Consider the following 25,672-nt stretch of genomic DNA (forward strand, 5'->3'; position numbering starts at 1 on the left):
AAGAGGCGATGAAGGACGTGGTACGCTGCGAAAAGCCATGGGGAGCCGCGAACAGGCTTTGATCCGTGGATGTCCGAATGGGGCAACCCCCTCGCAAGAGGATCATGCACTGAATACATAGGTGTATGAGGCAAACCCGGGGAACTGAAACATCTCAGTACCTGGAGGAAAAGACATCAACAGAGATTCCGCTAGTAGTGGCGAGCGAACGCGGAGCAGGCCAATGCCTGATCAGGAAGAAGCTGAACGGTCTGGAAAGTCCGGCAAGAATGGGTGATAGCCCCGTAAGCGTAGTGTTCTGATGAGGATTTGAGTAGGGCGGGGCACGTGAAACCCTGTCTGAACATGGGGGGACCACCCTCCAAGCCTAAATACTCCTTAGTGACCGATAGCGAACAAGTACCGTGAGGGAAAGGTGAAAAGCACCCCGATGAGGGGAGTGAAAGAGACCTGAAACCGGACGCCTACAAGCAGTCGGAGCCTCTTATGGGGTGACGGCGTACCTTTTGTATAATGGGTCAGCGAGTTTCTGTTTGCAGCGAGCTTAAGCCGTTAGGTGTAGGCGTAGCGAAAGCGAGTTTGAATAGGGCGAATGAGTTGCTGGCAGAAGACCCGAAACCGAGTGATCTAGCCATGGCCAGGCTGAAGGTGCGGTAACACGCACTGGAGGGCCGAACCCACGCCTGTTGAAAAAGTCGGGGATGAGCTGTGGCTAGGGGTGAAAGGCCAATCAAACTCGGAGATAGCTGGTTCTCCGCGAAATCTATTGAGGTAGATCGTCGGGTGTTTACCCTGGGGGGTAGAGCACTGGATGGGCTAGGGGGGCCCAAAGCCTTACCAAACCTAACCAAACTCCGAATACCCAGGAGTATAGCCCGGCAGACAGACAGTGGGTGCTAAGGTCCATTGTCGAGAGGGAAACAGCCCAGACCACCAGCTAAGGCCCCTAAATCGTGGCTAAGTGGGAAAGGATGTGGGGATTCCAAAACAACCAGGAGGTTGGCTTAGAAGCAGCCATCCTTTAAAGAAAGCGTAATAGCTCACTGGTCTATTAGAAACCCTGCGCCGAAAATGTAACGGGGCTCAAGCCACGTGCCGAAGCTGTGGGTGCATACTTTGTATGCGCGGTAGCGGAGCGTTCCGTAAGTCTGCGAAGGAGACGGGGTGACCCTCTCTGGAGATATCGGAAGTGCGAATGCTGACATGAGTAGCGACAAACAGTGCGAGAAACACTGTCGCCGAAAGTCCAAGGGTTCCTGCGCAAGGTTAATCCACGCAGGGTGAGCCGGCCCCTAAGGCGAGGGCGAGAGCCGTAGTCGATGGGAACCAGTTGAATATTACTGGGCCTGCCAGAAGTGACGAATGAGAGATGTTGTCTGTCCTTAACGGATTGAACAGGCTTTTCAATCATTCCAGGAAATAGCTCTGGCGTATAGACCGTACCCGAAACCGACACAGGTGGACTGGTAGAGAATACCAAGGCGCTTGAGAGAACGATGCTGAAGGAACTAGGCAAATTGCTCGTGTAACTTCGGGATAAACGAGACCCAACCGTGGGCAACCATGATTGGGTGGCACAGACCAGGGGGTAGCGACTGTTTAGTAAAAACACAGGGCTCTGCGAAATCGTGAGATGACGTATAGGGCCTGACGCCTGCCCGGTGCCGGAAGGTTAAGAGGAGGTGTGCAAGCACTGAATTGAAGCCCCGGTAAACGGCGGCCGTAACTATAACGGTCCTAAGGTAGCGAAATTCCTTGTCGGGTAAGTTCCGACCTGCACGAATGGCGTAACGACTTCCCCACTGTCTCCAGCATCGACTCAGCGAAATTGAATTCCCCGTGAAGATGCGGGGTACCCGCGGTCAGACGGAAAGACCCTATGAACCTTTACTGCAGCTTTGCAGTGGCATCAGAGACATTCTGTGTAGGATAGGTCGGAGGCTTTGAAACCCAGGCGCCAGCTTGGGTGGAGCCATCCTTGAAATACGACCCTGAATTTTTCTGATGTCTAACCGAGACCAGTAAGCCTGGTCCGGGACCCTGCATGGTGGGCAGTTTGACTGGGGCGGTCGCCTCCCAAAGTGTAACGGAGGCGCGCGATGGTGGGCTCAGGCCGGTCGGAAACCGGCTGTCGAGTGCAATGGCATAAGCCCGCCTGACTGTGAGAGTGACAGCTCGATCAGAGACGAAAGTCGGCCATAGTGATCCGGTGGTCCCACGTGGACGGGCCATCGCTCAACGGATAAAAGGTACTCTAGGGATAACAGGCTGATCTCCCCCAGAGTTCACATCGACGGGGAGGTTTGGCACCTCGATGTTGGCTCATCACATCCTGGGGCTGGAGCAGGTCCCAAGGGTTCGGCTGTTCGCCGATTAAAGTGGTACGTGAGCTGGGTTTAGAACGTCGTGAGACAGTTCGGTCCCTATCTGCCGTGGGTGTAAGAGACTTGAGAGGATTTGTCCCTAGTACGAGAGGACCGGGATGAACATACCTCTGGTGCACCGGTTGTCACGCCAGTGGCACAGCCGGGTAGCTAAGTATGGACGGGATAACCGCTGAAAGCATCTAAGCGGGAAACCCACCTCAAAACGAGGTCTCATAGAGCCGTGACAGACCATCACGTTGATAGGCCGGGTGTGAAAGTGCAGTAATGCATGCAGCTAACCGGTCCTAATCGCTCATACTTCTCACTCCAAAACACATGCACAGAAATCAGCCACACTCTTCACAACGCACCAACCACCACCCTCTCTCAAAAGACAGGGTGGGCTGGAAGACCTGGTGGCCATTGCGAGGGCCCTACACCCGATCCCATCCCGAACTCGGCCGTGAAATCCCTCAGCGCCTATGATACTGCACCTTAAGGTGCGGAAAAGTCGGTCGCCGCCAGGTCCCCCAGCCTACCCAACACACCACAACAAATCCCCAACATCAAAAACACCACCGCGGGGTGGAGCAGCCCGGTAGCTCGTCAGGCTCATAACCTGAAGGCCGCAGGTTCAAATCCTGCCCCCGCAACCATCTGAACTTGCGATGCGAACGCATCACGAACCCCAGTCCGGAAACGGACTGGGGTTTTCGTTTGTCCGCTGCCTGATGCGACTGTCAGGATGCCGGCGAGATCGCCCCGGACGTCGATCTGCAGGCCCTTGTCGGATGGCGTGAGAATGATCGCCTCGATCAGCGAGCGGATCACCTCGGCGGCCTCCTGGCGTTTCTCGTCCAGTTCGGAATGCAGCATGTCGTGCAGCCGCGCGAGTTGCCGGTGGTAGAACTCCGCCATCTGCGGACGGAGCAGGGGAGGCGGCGCCTCGGCGGTCGCGAGGAACGCTGTCAGCTCTGCCTTGCGGGCTTCGAGCCTTGATCCGCGTTCCTTGACCGTTTCGATCGAAATGGCTTCCGAGAGGTAGAGATCCATCAGGCGCTGGATGTCGCGCTCGACCCGCTTCAGTTCTGATTCCGCTGCGCCGATGTCGGCCGATGCCTCCATGCGCAGTCGGTTCATCTCGGTGGTGAAGGCCGAGCAGAATTCGGCGAACAGGTCCGGGTCCATGAGGTGGTGACGCAGGGCGTCGAGCACGCGCCGCTCCAGTTCCTCGCGGCGCATATTGGTCCGGTTGTCGCAGGTGCCCTTGTTGCGCGCCGTCGAGCAGCCCAGAAGTGTGCCGGAGATCATGTAATAGCCGCCACCGCAGCCGCCGCATTTGCTCAGGCCAGAGAACAGATAGCGGGGACGGCGTTTCTCCCGGAAATGGTCGGGCGATGACGCATCGAGAGTGTTTCGGCTGGCGCTGACGCTGGCCTGGCGCTCCTTAACCGCGTCCCACAGGTCCTGATCGACGATCCGCAGGTCTGGCACCTCCTGGATCACCCACTCGGCTTCCGGATTGGGGCGGGCCTGGCGCTTGCCGGTGTCGGGATCCTTGATGAAACGCTGGCGGTTCCAGACCAGCCTGCCCACGTACATCTCGTTGTTGAGGATCCCGGTGCCGCGTAGCCGGTTGCCATCGATGGTCGAGAAGCCCCAGGCACCGCTACCCGGTGCGGAGATGCCTTCGTCGTTGAGACGGAAGGCGATGGCGCGCGGTCCCAGCCCGGCGGCGAAGTCGCGGAAGATGCGACGGACCACGTCGGCTTCCGCTGGATTGATGGTGCGGTCGCCCCGGATCGGCTCCCCATTGGCGTCGAGCCTGCGCACCACGTCATAGCCGTAGGCGTTGCCGCCGCCCGACTTGCCCTGTTCCACTCGCCCGCGCAGGCCACGATGGGTCTTCTCGGCCAGGTCTTTCAGGAAGAGGGCGTTCATTGTGCCTTTTAGACCGACATGGAGATGGGAGATTTCGCCCTCGGAAAGAGTGACGATCCGCACGCCGGCATAGTTCATGCGCTTGAAGACGCCGGCGATGTCCTCCTGGTCGCGGGACAGGCGGTCCATCGCCTCGGCCAGCACGATCTGGAACCGTCCGCGCTGCGTATCAGCGATCAGCGCCTGGATACCAGGCCGCATCAGGGAGGCGCCAGAGATCGCGTGGTCGGTATACTCCTCGACGATGCTCCAGCCCTGTTTCTCCGCGTGGGTGCGGCAGACGCGAAGCTGGTCGGCGATCGAGGCGTCGCGCTGGTTGTCGGACGAATAGCGGGCGTAGAGCGCGACCTTCATGACGAGGCATCCCTTACGGTCCGGAGCGGCGGCACTGCTCCTGTTGCTGCGACCGGAACCAGTCCCGCGCCGCGCGACGGGCCATGAGGCGGACCAGCGCCACCAGACGCGGGTCGGGAGTGTTGGGGCGCAGGACGAGCCGCAACTCGGGCTCGGGTGGCCGATACGCCGGGGCAATGGACTGGCTGGGTCTGTCCGTCATCGTTGCTCTCTTCCGACCGTAAGGCAAGGAAAACAGGCACACGATCCGGACAGATGACTGTTATTTCAATGGAAATACGCAATGTGCGAAAGCGTAATCCTGAGTACTCCAGCGTACGGAATCGTAGTTATGGGTAGTCCCGGATACAGGCGCGTCGTACAAATACTTGCTTACGGCGGCGTCACGAAGGGGCAGGGTGGATCATGAACGATGCGGGAATGCCGTTCTTCCAGTAGCACGGATGAGTGAGACGTCTCCGCCTCCTTGCCTTTGAAGGCGCTGGCCGGGAAGGGCTGTTGCGTCCTGCGGGTTAGGGTACCGAGGCAGCGCGATCTGCTGATTGTGCTCGCTCGCGCAGAGAGAAGCTTCTTTGCGCGTAAGGACCACTCAATGCCTCTATGACTAATTAGCGTGCGTCCGGTGCTGTAATTGATTTTCTGCCTCGCGACCTCTACTGTGCTGCGGGGAGAAGACAATGCATATCCATCAGATCGAGATCGGCAATTTCCGCAAACTATTCTCAGTTCGTGTGGACTTCGCAAAAGATAAAACGATTTTCGTTGGAGCTAATAATAGCGGTAAGACTTCTGCTATGACCGCATTGCGTCGCTTTTTATTAGATCAGCGATTATTTTCGATTAACGATTTCACGCTCTGTAACTGGAAGGCCATAAACGACGCTGGGGCTTGTTGGGAAGCGGCACTTGCGGCAAGTGCTGAACTGCCTGATCCTTGTCTGACTGAGGTTGTTCCGTTCCTTGATATTTGGTTAGCGGTGCCAAGTGGTGAATTTCACTATGTGCAGAAGCTCATCCCCACGCTCGAATGGAGAGGGGGCCTTCTTGGCGTCCGGCTGAGATTTGAACCTGAGGACCCTTCCGCTCTCCAGGCCGATTTTCTCAAGGCCCGTATCAAATCTGCTGAAACACTGAAGGCTGCTCAGATTGCCGGCAGCGCCAGCAAGAGTGTAAGCTTATGGCCGCAAAATCTGATCGATTACCTAGATCGCCGCATGGGGCGCCATTTCAAAGTCCGTGCTTATCTCCTCGATCCAACCAAACTGGTGGATCCGGTCGATGGTGTAGCAAGACCTCAGGATATTGCCGCAGCGAGCGAACCCGTTGACGGAAATCCACTCGATGGTTTGATACAGATTGATGAGATTAGTGCCCAGCGTGGCTTTGGGCAAATATCAGCGTCTAGATCGTCTCGCGATGGAGAGGCGACTGGTGCCCAAGTCGACGGCCGTATGAGCAGAAAACTCTCAACTCAGCTACGGACTTATTACGATAGGCACCTAGATCCGCAGGATACCCCAGCTGTTTCCGACATAGAGGCGCTCTACGCGCTCGAAAATGCTCGTGGGGTTTTTGATGCTCGCCTGACCGACTGTTTCGAAAAAGCCCTCGGAGAGCTTGAAGGACTCGGATATCCCGGTGTTACAGACCCGAAGCTTACTATTGCTACGAACTTCCGTATTCAGGACGGTTTGAACCACGCGTCAGCTGTGCAGTACGTCGTGGCATCTACGGGAGGTACGGTTCTTCGGTTGCCGGAAGATTCGAACGGTCTGGGTTACCAGAATCTAGTATCGATGGTTTTCGCCCTGATGGGCTTTCGTGACGGCTGGATGAAGGAGGGCAAGGCTTCCAGTGGCGAAAGTGCGACGCTGACCGCTCCCCCCCGCTTCACTTGGTTTTGGTAGAAGAACCTGAGGCTCATCTGCATGCACAAGTGCAGCAAGTATTCATCAAGCACGCTTACAGAGTGCTGAGAAACCATAAGGATCTAAAGGAAGATGGAGGCCTAACCACGCAGTTGGTGGTCAGTACTCATTCAAGTCACGTGGCCCACGCGAGCGAATTTTCGTCGCTGCGGTATTTTCGTCGTTTGCCGGTAATGACCAAGACTGCTGTGCCGACGGCATCCGTAGTCAATCTGAGTGCCGTTTTTGGGCCGGGCGACCAAACGGGAAAATTTGTCAGCAGGTATCTTAAGGCAACGCATTGCGATCTTTTCTTCGCTGATGGCGCAGTCCTGATTGAAGGCTCTGCGGAGCGCATCCTTGTTCCCCACTTTGTAGAAGAAAGAGAGGCTTACGACTATCTGCGCAGATGCTATATCTCTTGGTTAGAAATCGGTGGGAGTCATGCGCACCGCTTGAGAAAGCTCATTGAGTATTTAGGTCTTTCGACGCTGATCGTCACCGATTTGGATGCAAAAGATGCGACCAGCAATGTCGCCGTCCCCGTAGCGCGTTCCAGCAAACAGGAGGCTCGTAACGAAACGCTACGCTCGTGGGTGCCAAAAATCGTGGATGTTGATACGCTTCTAGATTTACCGGAAGGTAAAAAGGAGACTGTCTACGCTAGTGGCTTCGCTGTTCGCGCAGCCTATCAACTGCCTACCACGGTCACCTTCAAAGGCCTGACAAGCGAAGCGTTGGCGTATACCTTTGAAGACGCGTTATTTTATCAGAATACCGACTTCTTTAAGGGGCGTGCGGGAACTGGAATCGCGGGAAGCTTCCGACGTTGTGTTGACGGTGCAACCGACCTCACCGACCTAACCGAAAAAGTTCGTAAAGCTATTGGAAGTGGTGACAAGGCTGACTTTGCTCTGGAACTTCTTTATTCGGATGATGTCGATAGGTTGATAGTGCCTACTTATATTGATTACGGACTTAAGTGGCTTATTGAGCAACTTAAGCGCAAAGAAAACGACCTGGCACCGAAGGCGGCAGCTACGGCTGCAGCGGTAGCAGCATGAGCACTATTGTCCCAGCAGGCATAGATTCGCTTGATAATCACGTTGATGACGAGATTGTCGGTTGCCTCAGTCTGACTGAACCCAAGAGTTTCTTTCTATTTGCCGGCGCAGGTTCTGGAAAAACACGATCTCTTGTCAAGGCGCTCGACTATATACGACTTAACCTTGCACATGAACTCCGTTTGCATAATCGGCGTGTCGCAGTCATAACCTACACCAAGGCCGCACGCGATGAGATTATCCGCCGCACTCAATTCGATCCGATTATCGCCGTTTCAACCATTCACGCTTTTGCATGGTCAGTGATAGAAGGTTTCAACCACGATATTCGTGATTGGCTCAGGCACGCACTGGCGGCTGATATCGACGATTTACGAGCCAAAGAAGCAAGGGGACGCGCTGGGTCACAGGCTTCGATCGATCGACAGGCCGACATTGCGGCGAAGACCAGTCGGCTGATGCGTCTTGATACGATAACCCGATTTGTTTACAGCCCCGACACAGATAATCGGGGGCGGGATTCTCTGAGTCACGCTGAGGTGCTGGAGATAAGTAGTGATTTCATCCGCACTAAACCGGCGATGCAAGACATTCTGAAGGATGGCTATCAGAGGTGGACCCGGTTTTTCAGACAGGGCGATAAGCTATAATCCGACCTGAGAGAGGACGGGTTTATGGGCAAGGTTACGCGGAAACGATATTCGGCGGAGTTCAAGTCGCGGGTTGCGCTTGAGGCGATGCGGGGCGAGCAGACGCTGTCGGAGTTGGCGTCGAAGCACGGCGTGCACCAGACGATGATTGCCCAGTGGAAGCGCCAGGCAGTCGAGGGCATGGCGGGCATCTTCTCCGGCAAGGCGGCACCGGAGGCGGCGGCCAGCCCGGCCGACGTGGAGAAACTGCACGCAAAGATTGGCCAATTGCTGGTGGAACGGGATTTTTTGCGGGATGCCTCTGTGCGGTTGGGCATGCTCAGAGGCGGCAAATGATCGACCTGAAGCGGCCTCGGCTTTCCGTGGTGCGGCAATGCGCGCTGCTGCAACTCAACCGGTCGTCCGTGTATTACCGGCCGGTGCCGGAGAGTGAGGGCAATCTTGAACGGATGCGGCTGATCGACGCGCAGTTTCTTGAGACACCCTATTACGGGTCGCGGCAGATGACCCGGCATCTCAGGCGGCTCGGCCATGATGTCGGGCGCAAGCGTGTCCGTCGGCTGATGGCGACGATGGGGCTGCGGGCGATCTATCAGAAGCCGCACACGACGATACCGCATCCTGGGCATCGCAAATATCCGTATTTGCTGCGGGATCTGGTGATCGATCGCCCCAATCAGGTGGAGGGTTCGAAAAACCCTTGGCTCTGAGCTGTTCTGTGTGATTCCATTTCTTCGGCGTTGATTGGGGATGGTGGAAGATGAAGCAGCCTGGTTTCTTTGATGTTGAAGAGCGCCTTGCTCGGCTGAGCGGGCTTGGCGATCAGCTGGAGGCCTTTTCCCGGACTGTGGATTTTGAGGTGTTCCGCCCTGATCTGGAGCTGGCTCTGGCCTATTCAGACGGAAGTAAAGGCGGACGTCCGCCGTTTGATCCGGTGCTGATGTTCAAAATTCTGGTCATCCAGACGTTGAACAATTTGTCTGATGAACGGACAGAGTATCTGATCAATGACCGCCTGTCGTTCATGCGCTTTCTGGGATTGGGGCTGTCGGACCGCGTGCCGGATGCCAAAACGGTCTGGCTGTTTCGTGAGCGTTTGACACAGGCGGGTGCCATTGAAAGGCTGTTTGACCGATTTGACGCGACCCTGCGGAACGCCGGTTATCTCCCGATGTCCGGCCAGATCCTGGATGCAACACTGGTGGCTGCTCCAAAGCAGCGCAATACGAAGGCTGAGAAAGCGGATCTCCGGGCAGGACGTATTCCTGAAGACTGGCAGGACAAACCCGCAAAGCTGTCGCACAAGGATCGTCATGCACGATGGACACTGAAGTTCACGAAGGCGAAGCGGCAGGACGATGGAACCATACCGTCGAGCGATCTCGCCATCCCGTTCTTTGGCTACAAATCCCACGTCTCCATCGACCGGAAGTTTCGGTTCATCCGAAAATGGAAGACGACGGATGCCGCCGCCAGTGATGGTGCGCGATTGAGAGAGGGGCTGTTAGATAAAACCAATACGGCCTCAAGCGTTTGGGCTGATACAGCTTATCGCTCGAAAGCGAATGAGGACTTCATGGACAAAGAGGGTTTTGTCTCAAAGGTTCACAGAAAAAAGCCGCATCTCAAGCCTATGCCCCGACATATCCAGAAATCGAATGCTGGAAAGTCCGTGATCCGATCGCGCGTCGAGCACGTCTTTGCCGACCAGAAATCACAGACGGGATTGTTCATCCGAACTGTCGGTATCACCCGGGCCACCATGAGGATCGGGCTGGCCAATATCGTCTACAACATGCGCCGCTTCCTCTTCCTCGAAAGATTGAACGCGAGCGCATAGTCATCCAGCGGGAGAGCAGTCCCCGATCTGCTCAAAACGCAGATCAAAAGCTCCCCCAAAAACCGTCAATCAAATCGCCAAAAGCCTGAAATCACGAGCCAGGCGCATCAACCAACGGTTCTTCGATCCCTCCAGGTGTGGTGCTCGGACATCACCTATATCCCGATGCAAAAGGGTTTTCTGTATCTCGTGGCGATCATGGACTGGTCGACGCGCAAGGTTCTGTCCTGGCGGCTGTCGAACACGATGGATGCCGAGTTCTGCATCGAGGCGCTACAGGAGGCCCTGATCCGCTACGGCGCACCGGAGATCTTCAACACGGATCAGGGGTCACAATTCACGACGTCCCGGTTCACGGACGTGCTGCAAGCGCGCCAGATCCGCATCAGCATGGACGGGCGCGGCCGATGGCTCGACAACGTATTCATCGAGCGCCTGTGGCGATCCCTGAAATACGAATGCGTCTACCTGCACGCGTTCGAGACCGGTTCGGAACTGCGGGCCGGGCTCACTGCATGGATCGCGCATTACAACGGGCAGCGTCCGCATACGGCACTGGCTGGACGCACGCCCGATGAGGCGTATCATGACGCGCCGACGCCCTCTGGTCCGGGGTTAACCCCGGACCAGAGGGCCAACAGCAGCGCCGTCAGAATGGCGGCATAACAACAACCGGGTATAGCTTATTCAAACCCAAAAACTGTCCGAACGGACGGGTCCACCTCTGTGCGCATGTTCATTCTGCCGGCGGCCACACCAAACAAGCCAGCAGTGGAAGCGCGCATACGCGCAGCGATGGCTAGCGCAACGGGCGACGAGAAATGGATTGAGAAAGGCGGCTCAAAGGATCTGATCCTTGAACACCGAATGGCTGCCCGCCGTCTAGGATTTGACGAACTATTCAGCTCTTTACAAACTTTCAATCCATTCCGAACCGGACTACTTGATGGGTCTTTGCCAATACTGAGCCTATTTTCTGGTAAAATCCTACCGCTCATCGACGCGAGAGAAGACAAGTTTACAATTGCGCGCATCGTGCGAACATTGTCGCCACTCCTTAGCGCGAAGGTGTTGCGTACAGTTGTGGATGAAGCAGCCCATTTGTCTATGGTTCATGCTGCAGTGGCGGCGTTACAGGAGAAAGGGAAGGCGAACAACGCCACCTTCGGCGACTTGCTCCAAGAAATTGCAAGGAGCGGCCTTTTCGAAATTCCTGAAGCTCTGTACTCCAGTATTGGAAAGGAAACTTCCAGGCTTCTTTCGGAAGAAAATGAGGAGGATGATCGCTCAGCAAGGGACGAAGCGATCGAGCAGTTCCTCAGAGTGCCGTTTGACCAAATTGGAGGGTTCGAAAAACCCTTGGCTCTGAGCTGTTCTGTGTGATTCCATTTCTTCGGCGTTGATTGGGGATGGTGGAAGATGAAGCAGCCTGGTTTCTTTGATGTTGAAGAGCGCCTTGCTCGGCTGAGCGGGCTTGGCGATCAGCTGGAGGCCTTTTCCCGGACTGTGGATTTTGAGGTGTTCCGCCCTGATCTGGAGCTGGCTCTGGCCTATTCAGACGGAAGTAAAGGCGGACGTCCGCCGTTTGATCCGGTGCTGATGTTCAAAATTCTGGTCATCCAGACGTTGAACAATTTGTCTGATGAACGGACAGAGTATCTGATCAACGACCGCCTGTCGTTCATGCGCTTTCTGGGATTGGGGCTGTCGGACCGCGTGCCGGATGCCAAAACGGTCTGGCTGTTCCGCGAGCGTCTGACCCAGGCGGGTGCGATCGAAGGGCTGTTCAACCGCTTTGATGCGACCCTGCGCAACGCCGGGTATTTACCGATGTCAGGCCAGATCCTGGATGCCACACTGGTGGCTGCTCCAAAGCAGCGCAATACGAAGGCTGAGAAAGCGGATCTCCGGGCAGGACGTATTCCTGAAGACTGGCAGAACAAGCCCGCAAAGATGTCGCATAAGGATCGTCATGCACGATGGACACTGAAGTTCACGAAGGCGAAGCGGCAGGACGATGGAACCATACCGTCGAGCGATCTCGCCATCCCGTTCTTTGGCTACAAATCCCACGTCTCCATCGACCGGAAGTTTCGGTTCATCCGAAAATGGAAGACGACGGATGCCGCCGCCAGTGATGGTGCGCGATTGAGAGAGGGGCTGTTAGATAAAACCAATACGGCCTCAAGCGTTTGGGCTGATACAGCTTATCGCTCGAAAGCGAATGAGGACTTCATGGACAAAGAGGGTTTTGTCTCAAAGGTTCACAGAAAAAAGCCGCATCTCAAGCCTATGCCCCGACATATCCAGAAATCGAATGCTGGAAAGTCCGTGATCCGATCGCGCGTCGAGCACGTCTTTGCCGACCAGAAATCACAGACGGGATTGTTCATCCGAACTGTCGGTATCACCCGGGCCACCATGAGGATCGGGCTGGCCAATATCGTCTACAACATGCGCCGCTTCCTCTTCCTCGAAAGATTGAACGCGAGCGCATAGTCATCCAGCGGGAGAGCAGTCCCCGATCTGCTCAAAACGCAGATCAAAAGCTCCCCCAAAAACCGTCAATCAAATCGCCAAAAGCCTGAAATCACGAGCCAGGCGCATCAACCAACGGTTCTTCGATCCCTCCAGCTGGGAGCGATTCAGCTCATTGCCAGTCACTGTGATCATTTGTCCGATGACCAGTGCGGGGCATTACTTACGGGTCTTTCGTCAAATGAACGGGCCAATGCCCTTCGGGCGCTCAGTCAGCCAGACTGAAAAAATCCAAAGCCCCATCAGCCCGCTCAAGCGAGCAGGACGCTCTTCATTATCAAAGGAAGCGGGCTGATTGATATTCAAAGGACGCGTAGCCAGAACCCAGGCTCAGAATTCATGGCCAGAAGATCACGGTTGCAGCGAGACAGATGGCCGGCCGAGAACAATACGGTCGGGCGTCTGTGGTAGCGTGTGGCGATACGCCACTTCTCCTTGAGCCTGCTGAACATCATCCCACTCAATACGCGGCGATCATCAACCCGAGGGTGTCCATGGCTCTTGGGAAAAAACGGCCGCAAACGCTCCATCTGCTTGTGCGTCAGCCAGGACAAGACACTCATTTCCAGTCTCCTTGCAGAGCCTGCATCAGATTTCCTGGATCAATTTAATGATCCTGAGCCGACTGATATTTTCACGGGTTATCTGCCAACGTCCTGTGCGATCTGACGGTATTTGTCACATTAAATAGTGATAAATCACAGATAAATGTGTTCATAATCTCACAAATAATGTTATGGGTGCTCATCGTTGTGATCGCTTGATGATCAGTCACGCCGTCTGGAGGGTGTTCAATGCGCCAGGATTTCACCATTGGGATCGACAGTGGTTCCACGACGACGAAAGCCGTCGTGTTTTCGCCGACCGGTGCGATCATGGGGACAGGGCGTCACCGGGTTACACAGCATATGGACCGGCCTCATCACGTTGAGCGCGACATGCACGAGGCCTGGGAAGCCGTGACGGGTTCGGTTCAGGATGCATTGGCGGATGCCGGGCTTGACGGTTCGGCCATTGCCGCAATTGGCCTAACTGCGCATGGAGATGGCGTTTTTCTACTTGACCGCTCAAGTAGACCGCTGGGCCGTGGGATCATGTCGCTCGACAGTCGTGCCACGGCGTTGCACGAGCGGTGGCAGCGCGATGGGATATCAGATCTGGTTCTCCCGGTGGCGGGACAGCGACCCTATGCCTATTCGGCCAATACGCTTCTGGCCTGGATCCGGGAAAATGAGCCGGAGCGTTATGCAGCAATCGGATCGGTTATCTTTGCCAAGGACTGGATCCGTTACTGTCTGACGGGTGAGATTGCGACGGATCTGACGGAAGCCAGCACGTCTTTCACGGATCTGCATACGCAGGATTACAGCGACGAACTGCTGGAAATCCTGGGATTGCAGGGCATCCGCCGCGCGCTGCCGGAAATGCGGCTGTCCTGCGAAAGCGGTGGTACTCTGACAGCCGAGGCCGCAGCCCTGACCGGCCTGAAAGCCGGGACGCCCGTTTCGGTCGGGCTGCATGATGTTACGGCTGCAGCAGTCGGAATGGGATATACTCAGGCCGATGATCTTTCCATCACGGCTGGAACATTCTCGATCAACGAGGTGTTCCGGGATCGGCCGGTCATCGGCGAAGGCTGGGCCTGTCGCGCCGGATATCGTCGTGGTCTGTGGAACTGCATGGCAATTTCGCCGGCGTCCTCCAGCAATCTCGAATGGCTGGCGAAACTTCTGAAGCCTGAGGAACAAGACGCGGCCCGGCAGCTCTCGGCGGAAATGGAAAGCCGTCTTTCGAAGCCGGGCGGGCGTCATCAGGTGCCGCTTTATCATCCGTTTCTGTTCGGCTCGCCTTATGAAGTGCCGGCCAGCGCTTCGCTGTTCGGGGTGCAGTCCTGGCATGATCGTGCGGATCTGTTCCAGGCAATGGTGGAAGGCACGATCTTCAATCATCGTGAACATGTCGATGCGCTGCGCCAGACAGGCCCGGTCCGCAGGATTGGCGTGTCCGGCGGCGGCAGTGGGCAGCCTGTGATCGCACAGATGTTTGCCGATATTCTGGGCTCGGATGTGGAAATCCCGGAAGTGCGGGAGGCTGGTGCGCTTGGCGCTGCCCTGACCGCCAGCGTCGCGATTGGGCGTTATGTCGACCTGGAGGAAGCCGTTTCCGCCCAGACCATCCCGATGCAGATTTACACGCCCCAGAGCGAATGGCGTCGCATTTATGATGGGATCTTCCGGCGTTACGTCGCCCTGACCCAGGCCATGCGGCCTTTCTGGTCGGATCTTTATGATGGCGGAACAGCGCAGGCCGAGTCCGTTCCGGAGCCAGTTGCCGTGGAGGCGGGCGTTGTCCTGAACTATGCTGCAATCGGCTTCATCCCGCAGGAGGCCCGGCCATGAACGGGCTTGCTGGCATTACGGACAATGCGGCGTTCGATGTTGCGATCATTGGGGCCGGGATCAACGGGGCTGGCCTGTTCCGCGAACTGACCTTGCAGGGACTGCGCGTTCTTCTGGTGGATCGGGGGACTTCTGTTCCGGTGCATCATGCGCGCCATCCCGCCTGATTCACGGTGGCATCAAATATCTTGAGACCGGTGAATTTCGGCTCGTAGCGCAGTCCACGTTGGAGCGGAACCTGCTGCTGCGCAACGCACCGCATGTGGTCAAGCCGCTGCCAACCGTCCTGCCGATCCGGTCCTGGTTCGGCGGTATCATTCCTTCGTTCCGGAAGTTTCTGGGGCTGGGCGGCAAAATGACAGATCGGGGCGCGCTCGTTCTGGAAGCCGGGCTGCAGATTTATGATTTCCTCGGGCGGCGTGCCCGTGTGATGCCCCGTCACAGCCTGTTCCTCAAACGCAGGACGCACGAGGAATGGCCGCATATGGCAGCGGATGTCATGGCGACGGCGCAGTATTATGATGCCGCCATCACCCAGCCGGAACGTCTCGGCTATGAATGCGTGCGCGACGGGCTTGATGTGGGGACGGACTGCGCCGTTTCGACTTACACAGTGCCGCTGTCCTTTACGGATGGTGTTCTGACTCTCCGTGATGAGCGAAGCGGCGAGACACGCCATGTACGGCCGCGGATCATCGTCAATGCCGGGGGCGCGTGGATTGATCGGATCAACAGCGTTCTGGGGCATCCGACCCGTTATATCGGCGGAACGAAGGGCAGCCATCTTCTCCTGCGCCATGAAGGGCTTCTGCGAGAGCTGAATGGCCGCATGATGTATTTCGGAACGCCAGATGGACGCATCTGTCTGGCCTATCCGTTCTATGGTCATGTCCTTGTCGGTTCGACGGATCTGCGGATTGATAATCCTGACAGCGCCGTCTGCACGGATGACGAACAGGACTACATGCTGCGCATGCTTGGCGGCCTGTTTCCGGGATTCCGGTTTGGCGCAGACGATGTGATTTACCGCTATAGCGGTGTGCGTCCGCTGCCTGCGACCAATGCGGCCGATCCGGGCGCCATCAGTCGCGATCATATTATTCATGAAGACGTTGTGGGCGGCACGCCGCTCCTGTCTCTGGTCGGCGGAAAATGGACGACGTTCCGTGGTCTGGCTGAAGAAACCGCAGACAGGGTGCTGGACATGCTGAGCGTGGAACGGCGCCTGTCCACGCGGGATTTCCCGATCGGTGGCGGTCGCGACTACCCCCAGCCGCAACGGTATTCCTCCTATCTGGACGAGTTCTTCGTCACATATGGTCTTCCGCGCAACAGAGCGGCGCTGCTGCTGGAGCGGTACGGCTCCCGCGCGCGGGCCTTTGCGGTGTTCTGCCAGGAGCAGCCGGATGCGCCGCTGCGCAGCCTGCCCACCTATACGCGCCGTGAACTGGCATTCATCGCCACGGATGAACTGGTGCGGACGCTGTCGGATGTCCTGTTCCGTCGCACGCCGATTGCCCTGAGTGGCCTTCTGACACCGGACGTCGTGCGCGAAGCGGGGAGCATTGTCGGGGAAGCGCTCGGCTGGAATGCGCAGGAGATGGAACAGCAGTGCCAGCAGACCTGGAAGGAAGGGCAGGATCGTCATCAGCTGAAGGGTGAGCTGCCCGCAGCATCATTGTCACACACAGCCCTGAGGGCATGAACCATGAACCGTTATGAAGAAAAGATTGCCCGCATGGTCTCCGGTCAGGACAGCCGGACCGACTTCATTCTTGCAGACGCCAAGGATTTAGACATGGCCGCCGGGATCAGCGCCACGGGTCTGCAGCGTCATCCGTCACCTGTGCAGGAAAAGCGGTCCCGTTTCCGCACACGGCGGGAATATGTCGATGTGATCAGGACGATCCTCAGTCAGGATATCGTGGATATCATGCTGACCTCGGCTTCAATCCTAGAGACGCTGGTTCAGGAAGATGCTTTTGAAGGCACGCGCATCCAGTCGGCGATCCGCGCCAATGATACGACCGATCTGTGGCGCGGTCGGGGCAGCAATTATCAGACCCAGAAATCGGTTCCATTCCGTTCGGCGTCCCTGAAAAAGGCACAGACCAATCTCGGCCTGTACTCCATGACGTTCAATGGCGATGCCGATCAGGACAGCTTAGCGCTTGAAGAATTCGCAAGCTTTCGCGAGGAAGCGGCAGAGAGGCGCTTTTCCTATTTCCTTGAGGTTTTCAATCCCAATGAAGGGCGGATTTCCCGTGCGGATCAGGGCTTTTTCCTCAATGACATGATCGTCCGCTGTCTGGCCGGGCTGCGGCGTGAAGAGCGGCCGGTTTTCCTCAAGGTTCCGTTCAATGGCGCGGAAGCACTGACGGAGCTCTGCGAGTTCGACCCGTCGGTAATCGTGGGCATCATGGGCGGCGGAAGCGGCACAACCCGCGACTGTCTGGAACTTCTGCATCAGGCCCAGTGCTGCGGGGCCCGTGCCGCCCTGTTCGGTCGCAAGATCGTGGATGCGGATGATCCCGTTCTGCTGATCGAAGCCATGCGCAGCGTGACGGATGGCGCTCTGTCCCCCATGGAAGCAACCCATCTCTATCATGAGAAAATGGGCAAACGCGGACTGGTTGCCGGGCGCGATGTGGAGATCGACAGTGTGGTGACGGAAGCTGTCCTGCTGGAGCGGGCAGCCTGACGTTCGCGTGAGGGGATGGGAACCTTTCGATCATATCGTTATTTTTAGAGATAATAACATTTGTAGTGTTATTGTTTAGCGCTAAAGTGCTCTGGATATCAGTGGGGCTGGGAAAATCGGCATGAGCATTCAGCCAGTTGGGCAGTCTTTCGGGAGGTCGGTTGTGGATCAGAAGACTGTCTGGATCGGGACAAGCTGGAAGATGAACAAGGTGCCGGCCGAAGCAATTGCCGCGGCGCGGGCGCTTGAGTCGTTCCAGCCACCCGAGGGGATCCAGTCATTTGTGATCCCGCCCTTCACGTCCCTGCGGGATGTGTGTTCGGTGCTGGAAGACAGTGCGCTGATGGTGGGCGCGCAGAACATGCACTGGGAGGACAGCGGCGCCTGGACCGGGGAAGTTTCCGCGCCGATGATTGCCGAGTGCGGAGCGTCCATCGTCGAGATCGGCCACTCGGAGCGCCGGCAGCATTTCGGCGAGACGGACTGGACGGTAAACCTCAAGGTCCATGCCGCGCTGAAGCATGGTCTGCGGCCGCTGATCTGCATTGGTGATACGTCTGATGAATTCGAGTTCGGGGTCTCGCAGGAGACGCTGGCACGTCAGACGAAAATTGCGCTGCATGGCGTGTCCCAGAAGGATCTGGGGCGCGTGCTGATTGCGTATGAGCCTGTCTGGGCCATCGGATCGGCGGGGCGTCCAGCTGAAGCACCGTTCGTATCCGAAATCCACACAAAGCTGCGGGCTGTCGTGCGTGAGATGGCGGCTGAGAGCGGCGTGCGGATCCCGCTGCTTTATGGCGGCAGCGTTTCGCAGGCGAATATCCGCGATTACGTCGCACTGCCCGATGTGGACGGTGTGTTTGTCGGGCGAGCCGCCTGGGAACCTGCGGATTTCATGAAGCTGGTGGGCAGTGTGAGCGAACTGGTTTCCCGCAAAATCGCGGCGTGATGACGGCCACGTCAAAGTGCCGCGGCATCAATCCTGTTCCCGGGCGGAACAGTCTGACTGAACTATAAGAGACGGAGAACACTCATGCGTATTGCGATTGGTGGAGACAGTGCCGGCGAAGGTCTGGCACGGCTTCTGGTTCAGCATCTCTCGACGCTCGGGCGCCATGTTGTCATCGACATGTCCCAGCCTGATGAAGAGCGTGTGGAACTGTATTCGGAACTGAGCGAGCGCGTGGCGCTGGCGGTTCTGCATGGAGATTTCGACCGGGGCATCCTGTGCTGCGGGACGGGAATTGGCGTGTGCATTTCCGCCAACAAGATCCCTGGCATCCGCGCTGCGCTCACTCACGACACCTATTCCGCCGAGCGGGCGGCACTGTCGAACAACGCGCATATCATCACGATGGGATCGCGTGTCATCGGGCCGGAAGTCGCGAAATCCATTGCCGAAGCCTGGCTGGCCTGCACGTTCGATCCGCGCAGTGCTTCGGCGAAGAATGTCGCGGGCATTGATGCATTAGGAAAGAAATACCGCCAGCAGAGTCCTGTCGGCGCAAGTTGCTGAAGTAAAACTTCCCGCCCGGAACTGATCCGGCGGGTTCTTTGAAAGAATACGATTATGAAAACGGCATTTGCTTTTGCCGCAATGCTGACGGCTGCGCCATTTTTGACGCCGCTGGCGGCAGGTCAGGCCCATGCGGCGGATAGCAGCGCGCCTCTGCGGTTCGTGCTGATCCCCAAAACGGTTCATCCGTGGTTCGACAAGGCGAATAACGGGGCGCAGGCGGCTGCGGCGATGATCTCGCAGACGACGGGGCGGAAGGTCGAGATCGAATACCGCGCGCCGCAGACGGCGGATGTGTCGTCCCAGAACGACATCATCGAGCGTGCCATTGCGACCCATCCGGACGGGCTGATCCTCGATCTGCTGGACGAGAAGGGCAACCGCGCCACGATGGACGAGGCGGTGGACGAGAAGATCCCCATGACGGTGTTTGATTCCCTGCCGCCCGAAGGCATGGACATCACCGCAGTGGGCGCGGATTTCTGCGAGCAGGGCACGATGGCGGCCGAGCGGCTGGCGAACCTGGTCGGCAAGAAAGGTGAAGTGGCGATCATGATGGGGGTGCCGACAGCACCGAACCATACGCTGCGGGCCGAGTGCGAAAAGAAGGTCTTTGCCAAATACCCGGATATGAAGGTCGTGGCGACCGGCGTGGACAATGACAGCATCGAGACCGCGCAGAAGCAGGCATCCGCCATCATGCAGGCGCATCCGGATCTGGTCGGATGGGTTGAGTGTGATGCCTCCGGGCCAGTGGGCGTGGGACAGGCCATTCGCGAAGGAGGCAAGACGGGCAAGGTCAAGGAAGTGGGGCTCGATAACCTCAATGACATGATCCAGCTCATCAAGGAGGGCGTTGCTGAGTCCTCTGCATCCAGCCGTCCGGAAATGCAGGGCTACTGGGCCGTCGTGTCGGCCTGGCAGCGGGCGATGGGGCAGAAGACGCCCAAATACATCGATACCGGCATTGATCTTCTGACGGCCAAGAGCCTCTGACGCGGCATGACAGGGAGTGACGGTCATGACAGTTCTTCAGATTGAAGCCGTTCGGAAGACCTATCCTGGTGTGGTGGCGCTCGATCATGTCGATCTGACGCTGGAACCGGGGAAGATCCATATTCTGGCCGGGGAAAATGGTGCTGGAAAGTCCACGCTCATCAAGACGCTGACCGGGCTGGTCGTGCCGGATGAGGGGGCTGTCCTGATCGAAGGCCACGATGCGCTGCATGACCGGACGCTGTTCGAGAAAGTCGCATATGTGCCGCAGGAGCTGAACCTGTTCGGGCCGATGACGGTTGCCGAGAATATGTTCATGCCGTTCAACCGCTCCGGGTTCGGGCATCTGACGGTATCGCGCCGGGCCATGGAAAAGGCTGCGGCGGAGCTGATCAAGCGGTTCGGCATTCATGCGAAGCCGGGGCAGTTCGTGAACCGGATCAGCGTGCCGGACCAGCAGCTTCTGCAGATCGCACGGGCAGCGTGCCGCGAAGAGTTCAAGGTGCTGATCCTGGACGAGCCGACATCGTCGCTGACGGCGAATGAGACGGAGCACCTGTTCCGCATCATCCGGACACTGCGCGACGATGGCTGCGCGATCGTGTTCGTGTCGCACAAGATGGAAGAGATCTTTGCGCTGGGCGATACGGTGACGGTGCTGCGCAATGGCCGCAGTGTGGGCACTTATCCAATGCGGGAAATGACGGAGGACCAGCTGATCCGGCTGATGTCGGGCAGTTCGGTGCCGCTTGAGGAGAAGTTCCAGCCTCGCGTGGTCGCGACTGAGTCCGACGTCATCTTGAGCGTTAAAGATATGTCGGGGCCGGGGTTCTCGGATGCATCCTTTGTTCTGCGACGCGGGGAAATTCTCGGGTTTGCGGGGCTTGTGGGGGCCGGACGTTCGGAGCTGATGCAGACGATCTTCGGATATCTGCGCTCGACGGGTGGTCATGCCTTCCTCGAAGGCGAGGAAATCCCGAAGGGGCGCACCGATCGGGCCGTGGCTCTGGGCATGGTTTACCTTTCCGAAGAGCGCAAGCATCACGGCATTTTCCCGCTCCTGAGTGTGCGGGAGAATATCAGCCTCTCGGTTCTGGACCGCATGAAGCGCGGCGGGATCATTTCCTCGGCGCGTGAAAACGAGGTCGTGGCCGATACGATCCGGCAGTTCGATGTGCGGACGTCCTCGGCGGGCAAGAAAATCGCGCATCTGTCTGGCGGAAACCAGCAGAAGGCGATCATCGGCCGGGCAATGGCGCGGCGGCCGCGGGTGCTGATTTTCGACGAGCCGACCAAGGGCATCGATATCGGCACGAAGTTCCAGATCTACCGCATCATGCAGCAGCTCGCGGAAGAGGGCGTGGGGATCATTCTCGTCTCCTCCGAAATGACCGAGCTCCAGCGCTGCGCTTCGCGGATCATCACCATGTATTCCGGCCGGATCACGGGATCGTTCGATCAGGCCACTACTGACGTCAACACGCTTGTCGGCGCGATCATCGGCGCCCCGGAGAACCGTCATGTCGCTTGAAACCACCGTTCCGGCAGCACCCTCGCAGCAGCCGCCGAAACTGCCGCCGCTCAAGGCGCTCATCTCCCGTCTGGCCGTCAATCCGCTGGGTGGGGTCGTGGCGGCGCTCGTCATTATTTTCGGCGCGTCCTGTGCGCTTTCGCCGCATTTTCTGACGACCTTCAACATGGTCATCATCGCCCGGGCGCTGGCTTTTATCGGGCTGGTCACCATCGGCCAGTCCATCCTGATGATCCTCGGCGAGCTTGATCTGTCCGTGGGCGCGATCGGCGGGCTTGCGGGCGTGGTGGGCGGCATCCTGATGGTGCAGCTCGGGCTCAATCCCTGGCTGTCGCTGGGTCTGTGCCTGCTGATGGGTGGGGCATGCGGCCTGCTGAACGGCGCGCTGATCACGCAGCTCCGTCTGCATTCGCTGGTACTGACGATCGGCATGGCCGGCGTGTATGGCGGCGCCAATCTGGTGGCGACCAAGGGCGTTGCGATCACGGGTGTGCCGCGGGACATCACGTTCCTTGGTCGTGGGCTCGTAATGGGAGTGCCGGTGCCGTTCCTGGTGCTGCTGGTCTGTCTGGCGATCGTGGCGTTCGTCATGCTGCGCACCCCGGTCGGACGTTACATCTACGCCATTGGCAGCAATCCCGATGCGGCGCGGATGCTGGGGATCCGGGTCAATGCGATCCGCATGGGCGCTTTCGCGCTGGCCGGGTTCCTTTCGGCGCTGGCAGGCATCCTGATGGTGGCGCGTCTGGGCACAGCCCAGCCTTCCATCGGTGACACCTGGGTGCTGGGGCCGATTGCCGCAGCCGTCATTGGTGGCGTGGCGACGACGGGTGGCATTGGCAGCCCGATCGGCGCGGTTCTGGGCGCCGTCATCATCGGCATCATCGAAGACATCATCGTTCTGTTTGGCATCTCGCCGTACTGGCAGTCGGTCGTCAGCGGAGGGATCGTCGTGCTGGCGATTTCCTTCGATGCGCTGGCCCGCCGCTACCTCAACCGCGATGCCGTCTGAAATCTGACACGGAGACGTACCATGACCAAGATCTGCGGTGACGCATCGACTTTCGCAGCGTCCGCCCTCCGGGGGTTCAGCCTTCTTCATCCCGATCTCGTACGCCACGTGCGCGGCGGTGTGCTTCGGGCCACGCCGGGCCGCCGCGGCAAGGTGGCCGTCGTCCTTGGCGGGGGCTCGGGACATTATCCGGCCTTTGCGGGCTATGTCGGACCGGGCTTCGGCGATGCGGCAGTGGCGGGGGATATCTTCGCCTCGCCCTCCACGCAGGCCATCAAGAGCATCGCACGTCAGGCCGATCTGGGAGGTGGGATCGTTCTCGGCTACGGCAACTATGCCGGAGATGTGCTCAATTTTGGTATCGCGGCGGACCGGCTACGCGAAGAAGGCTATGACGTCCGCGTTCTGGCGACAGCGGATGATGTGGCCAGCTCTGATGCCGCCACACGTGAGAAGCGGCGCGGAATTGCTGGTGATCTGGTGATTTTCCGGATCGTAGGCGCTGCGGCCGAGGCGGGGCTGACGCTCGATGAAGTCGAGGAAGTCGCGCAGCGGGTAAACCGTCAGACCTGCACGTTCGGCGTGGCGTTCGACGGCTGCACGCTTCCGGGCGAGAAGGAAAAGCTGTTCGAAGTGCCGAAGAACCGCATGGCGCTCGGGCTGGGCGTGCATGGCGAACCGGGCATTGACGAGCAGGATGTTCCGGATCCGGAGCATCTGGCGCATCTCCTGTTCGACCGCCTGCTGGCAGAGCTTCCGGAAGGGGCGTCGCGCCGGGTGGCCGTCCTGCTGAATGGTCTGGGCAGCACCAAGCAGGAAGAGCTGTTCGTTCTGTGGGACCGGCTGGTGCCAATGTTCGAAAAGGCAGGTCTGACGCTCGTGGCGCCTTTGGTGGGCGAGTATGTCACGAGCCTTGATATGGCGGGCTGTTCGCTGACGCTGACCTGGTTGGATGAAGATCTGGAGCAGTACTGGCGTTCGCCTGTGCAGTCTGCTGCGCTGAGCCATGGTCTGCTGGCCGGAGACGGGATCACACGGCTTGAAGTGCCAGAAGAGACAGAGGTTCTGTACATGCGCTCCGGGACGGCGCAGGGGCGTCGGGGTGGAGCATGTGTGGCAGCCGTGATGGATCATCTGGCAACGACACTGGCAGAGGTGGAGTCCGATCTCGGGCATATTGATGCCGTGGCGGGCGACGGGGATCATGGTCAGGGTATGGCGCGTGGCTCAGCGGCGGCGGCGAAAGTGGCGCGGGCTGCGGCAGATGCCGGCGCTGGTCCTGCAACGGTTCTGGCTTCTGCTGCGGATGCCTGGGCAGACCGGGCCGGGGGAACATCCGGGGCGCTCTGGGGCGAGGGGCTGCGGGCGTTCAGTCTGGCCTTCGATGACAATAGCCTGCCCGATGCACAACAGCTTTCAGGCGGTGCGCGGAACAGCATGGAGCGCATCATGGAGCTTGGTCGCGCAAAACCCGGCGACAAGACGCTCGTGGATGCGCTGGTACCGTTCGTCGAGACGATGGAAGAGGCTCTGGCCGCCGGGCATGGGCTTGTGGAGTCCTGGCGGATCGGGGCAGAAGCGGCTCATGAAGCGGCGCAGGCCACGCGCGATCTGCTCCCGCGGATGGGCCGTGCGAAAATGCATGGCGAGCGCAGCAAGGGACATCCCGATGCAGGTGCGCTTTCACTCGCGCTTTGTGCGCGGATCGTGGGCGAGGATCTGAAAGCGGGTCTGGCATCTGTGGGAGAGGAGCCTCCCCTGACCAGTCGCGTGGGTTAGGTTTTACAGGAAAGCTGCTTCCTGTCGGGGCAGAGCCATAGATCAGAATTTGGTCCGTGGCTCTGCTCTCAGCTGTGACGTGTTACACTTTACACTGTTTCCGCACCCGGCCTAGTAGCGTTCCGGAACGAGCATATCATCGGGCGTGGGTTCGCGTTCATAATCCGGATGGAACACGCGTTCCGGTAGAACGACTTCGGGGCGGCTGACGGGTTCGTAAGGCACGAGGGACAGCAGATGCGCGATGCAGTTCAGGCGCGCGCGCTTCTTGTCGACCGCCGGGACAACCCACCACGGGGCTTCGGGAATGCTGGATCGTTCCAGCATGACTTCCTTGGCCAGGGTATAGTTTTCCCAGCGGCGGCGGCTTTCAAGGTCCATCGGGCTGAGCTTCCACTGCTTCAGCGGGTCTTCGATGCGGGCGCGGAAGCGTGATTCCTGTTCTTCGTCGGTGATCGAGAACCAGAATTTGATGACCCGGATGCCGCTGCGAACCAGCATCCGCTCGAATTCCGGAACGGAGCGGAAAAACTCTTCGTATTCCTCCTCCGTGCAGAACCCCATGACGCGCTCGACGCCCGCGCGGTTGTACCAGCTGCGGTCGAACAGGACGATTTCGCCCGCTGCCGGAAGATGGGTCACATAGCGCTGGAAATACCACTGCGTACGCTCGCGGTCATTCGGGGCGGGCAGGGCGGCGACGCGACAGATGCGCGGGTTCAGGCGCTGGGTGATGCGCTTGATGGCGCCCCCCTTGCCGGCAGCGTCACGCCCTTCGAACACGACGACAATGCGCTCGCCCGTGGCCTTGACCCAGTCCTGAAGCTTGACGAGCTCGCCCTGGAGGCGGATCAGCTCGCGGAAATAGGTGCGACGGAAGACACGTTCTGCAGGATCGAGGCCTTTCCCTTCGTTTTCTTCCAGGGAGAGCTCGAATTCCTCATCCAGGTCATCGATGATTTCGTAGCGCATGCGCTCCCGGGCCTGTTCGTCTGGCGAAAGGCCCACGAAATCGTTGTCCTGCGTCATGGATTGGTTCCTTTGTCATCGGCATCACGGGCCGTGAACGGAACCTTAC

General features: G+C 58.4%; 18 protein-coding genes, 1 tRNA gene, 2 rRNA genes and 4 pseudogenes (1 of these 25 only partly in view). 21 read left to right on the plus strand and 4 right to left on the minus strand.

The annotated features are described in order from the left end of the window. The 3 genes from ACJ2A4_RS10845 to ACJ2A4_RS10855 form a co-directional block, all read left to right on the plus strand. Positions 1-2,695: ribosomal RNA gene (locus ACJ2A4_RS10845) — 23S ribosomal RNA — on the plus strand; it begins 40 nt to the left of the window's first position. A gap of 83 nt (positions 2,696-2,778) precedes the next feature. Beyond that, positions 2,779-2,893, plus strand: a 5S ribosomal RNA gene (gene rrf, locus ACJ2A4_RS10850). 52 nt (positions 2,894-2,945) lie between these two features. Further along, positions 2,946-3,022: transfer RNA gene (locus ACJ2A4_RS10855), tRNA-Met, on the plus strand. Here ACJ2A4_RS10855 and ACJ2A4_RS10860 read toward each other — a convergent pair. Further along, positions 2,979-4,661, minus strand: coding sequence for a recombinase family protein (locus ACJ2A4_RS10860; protein ID WP_408874160.1), 1,683 nt, complete (start codon positions 4,659-4,661; stop codon positions 2,979-2,981). The two genes, ACJ2A4_RS10855 and ACJ2A4_RS10860, sit on opposite strands and share 44 nt — an antisense overlap. A gap of 13 nt (positions 4,662-4,674) precedes the next feature. After that, positions 4,675-4,863 carry a hypothetical protein gene (locus ACJ2A4_RS10865; protein ID WP_408872820.1) on the minus strand — a complete coding sequence of 63 codons (189 nt, stop codon included), beginning with the start codon at positions 4,861-4,863 and terminating at the stop codon, positions 4,675-4,677. A gap of 475 nt (positions 4,864-5,338) precedes the next feature. Between ACJ2A4_RS10865 and ACJ2A4_RS10870 the strand changes: the two genes are divergently transcribed. From ACJ2A4_RS10870 to ACJ2A4_RS10905, 8 genes and pseudogenes are all read left to right on the plus strand, one after another. Continuing rightward, positions 5,339-6,568 carry an AAA family ATPase gene (locus tag ACJ2A4_RS10870; RefSeq protein WP_408872821.1) on the plus strand — a complete coding sequence of 410 codons (1,230 nt, stop codon included), beginning with the start codon at positions 5,339-5,341 and terminating at the stop codon, positions 6,566-6,568. A 29-nt stretch (positions 6,569-6,597) separates the two neighbouring features. After that, on the plus strand, positions 6,598-7,632 hold the full coding sequence (locus ACJ2A4_RS10875; protein WP_408872822.1) for an ATP-dependent nuclease: 1,035 nt from the start codon (positions 6,598-6,600) through the stop codon (positions 7,630-7,632). Next, complete coding sequence (locus tag ACJ2A4_RS10880) at positions 7,629-8,282, plus strand: UvrD-helicase domain-containing protein (RefSeq protein WP_408872823.1); 654 nt, start codon at positions 7,629-7,631, stop codon at positions 8,280-8,282. The genes ACJ2A4_RS10875 and ACJ2A4_RS10880 overlap by 4 nt, the downstream gene beginning before the upstream one ends. Before the next feature lie 24 nt (positions 8,283-8,306). Then, positions 8,307-8,965: pseudogene (locus ACJ2A4_RS10885) on the plus strand (IS3 family transposase); the annotation flags it as partial. A gap of 77 nt (positions 8,966-9,042) precedes the next feature. Then, positions 9,043-10,122 carry an IS5 family transposase gene (locus tag ACJ2A4_RS10890; protein ID WP_408872273.1) on the plus strand — a complete coding sequence of 360 codons (1,080 nt, stop codon included), beginning with the start codon at positions 9,043-9,045 and terminating at the stop codon, positions 10,120-10,122. 78 nt (positions 10,123-10,200) lie between these two features. Next, a pseudogene (locus tag ACJ2A4_RS10895) lies at positions 10,201-10,788 on the plus strand (IS3 family transposase); the annotation flags it as partial. A gap of 66 nt (positions 10,789-10,854) precedes the next feature. Then, on the plus strand, positions 10,855-11,505 hold the full coding sequence (locus ACJ2A4_RS10900) for a hypothetical protein (protein WP_408872824.1): 651 nt from the start codon (positions 10,855-10,857) through the stop codon (positions 11,503-11,505). 36 nt (positions 11,506-11,541) lie between these two features. Then, entirely contained in the window at positions 11,542-12,621 is a 1,080-nt protein-coding gene (locus ACJ2A4_RS10905; protein WP_408872825.1) for an IS5 family transposase, read from the plus strand. Between the two features lie 485 nt (positions 12,622-13,106). Here the strand turns inward: ACJ2A4_RS10905 and ACJ2A4_RS10910 are convergent. Next, positions 13,107-13,223 (minus strand): annotated as a pseudogene (locus ACJ2A4_RS10910) (IS5/IS1182 family transposase); the annotation flags it as partial. Positions 13,224-13,454: 231 nt separating this feature from the next. Here ACJ2A4_RS10910 and ACJ2A4_RS10915 point away from each other — a divergent pair. The 10 genes and pseudogenes from ACJ2A4_RS10915 (at position 13,455) to ACJ2A4_RS10960 (ending at position 24,594) form a co-directional block, all read left to right on the plus strand. Next, the gene (locus ACJ2A4_RS10915) at positions 13,455-15,059 is read left to right on the plus strand and encodes an FGGY-family carbohydrate kinase (protein ID WP_408872826.1); all 1,605 of its coding nucleotides are present in this window, start codon (positions 13,455-13,457) and stop codon (positions 15,057-15,059) included. Continuing rightward, a pseudogene (locus tag ACJ2A4_RS10920) lies at positions 15,056-16,161 on the plus strand (FAD-dependent oxidoreductase); the annotation flags it as partial. The gene ACJ2A4_RS10915 and the pseudogene ACJ2A4_RS10920, both read left to right, overlap by 4 nt. A gap of 102 nt (positions 16,162-16,263) precedes the next feature. After that, positions 16,264-16,764: a glycerol-3-phosphate dehydrogenase C-terminal domain-containing protein gene (locus tag ACJ2A4_RS10925; protein WP_408874161.1), complete on the plus strand. Its 501-nt coding sequence runs from the start codon at positions 16,264-16,266 to the stop codon at positions 16,762-16,764. Positions 16,765-16,767: 3 nt separating this feature from the next. Beyond that, entirely contained in the window at positions 16,768-17,760 is a 993-nt protein-coding gene (locus ACJ2A4_RS10930) for a hypothetical protein (protein WP_408872827.1), read from the plus strand. A gap of 121 nt (positions 17,761-17,881) precedes the next feature. Continuing rightward, on the plus strand, positions 17,882-18,709 hold the full coding sequence (locus tag ACJ2A4_RS10935; RefSeq protein WP_408872828.1) for a triose-phosphate isomerase: 828 nt from the start codon (positions 17,882-17,884) through the stop codon (positions 18,707-18,709). Positions 18,710-18,793: 84 nt separating this feature from the next. Beyond that, a complete protein-coding gene (locus tag ACJ2A4_RS10940) occupies positions 18,794-19,276 on the plus strand; it encodes an RpiB/LacA/LacB family sugar-phosphate isomerase (protein WP_408872829.1) in 483 nt (160 codons plus the stop codon). A gap of 54 nt (positions 19,277-19,330) precedes the next feature. Further along, positions 19,331-20,272 carry a substrate-binding domain-containing protein gene (locus ACJ2A4_RS10945; RefSeq protein ID WP_194260641.1) on the plus strand — a complete coding sequence of 314 codons (942 nt, stop codon included), beginning with the start codon at positions 19,331-19,333 and terminating at the stop codon, positions 20,270-20,272. A 25-nt stretch (positions 20,273-20,297) separates the two neighbouring features. Beyond that, positions 20,298-21,803 carry a sugar ABC transporter ATP-binding protein gene (locus ACJ2A4_RS10950; RefSeq protein ID WP_408872830.1) on the plus strand — a complete coding sequence of 502 codons (1,506 nt, stop codon included), beginning with the start codon at positions 20,298-20,300 and terminating at the stop codon, positions 21,801-21,803. After that, positions 21,793-22,815 (plus strand): ABC transporter permease, encoded by a 1,023-nt coding sequence (locus tag ACJ2A4_RS10955; RefSeq protein ID WP_408872831.1) that lies wholly within the window; start codon positions 21,793-21,795, stop codon positions 22,813-22,815. Before ACJ2A4_RS10950 ends, ACJ2A4_RS10955 begins: the two co-directional genes overlap by 11 nt. Positions 22,816-22,836: 21 nt before the next feature. Beyond that, entirely contained in the window at positions 22,837-24,594 is a 1,758-nt protein-coding gene (locus tag ACJ2A4_RS10960; protein ID WP_408872832.1) for a dihydroxyacetone kinase family protein, read from the plus strand. Between the two features lie 111 nt (positions 24,595-24,705). Here the strand turns inward: ACJ2A4_RS10960 and ppk2 are convergent, their stop codons facing one another. Beyond that, positions 24,706-25,623 (minus strand): polyphosphate kinase 2, encoded by a 918-nt coding sequence (gene ppk2 / locus ACJ2A4_RS10965; protein WP_408872833.1) that lies wholly within the window; start codon positions 25,621-25,623, stop codon positions 24,706-24,708. Positions 25,624-25,672 lie beyond the last annotated feature (49 nt).

This window comes from Gluconobacter roseus, assembly GCF_046058915.1.
Taxonomy (GTDB): domain Bacteria; phylum Pseudomonadota; class Alphaproteobacteria; order Acetobacterales; family Acetobacteraceae; genus Gluconobacter; species Gluconobacter roseus_A.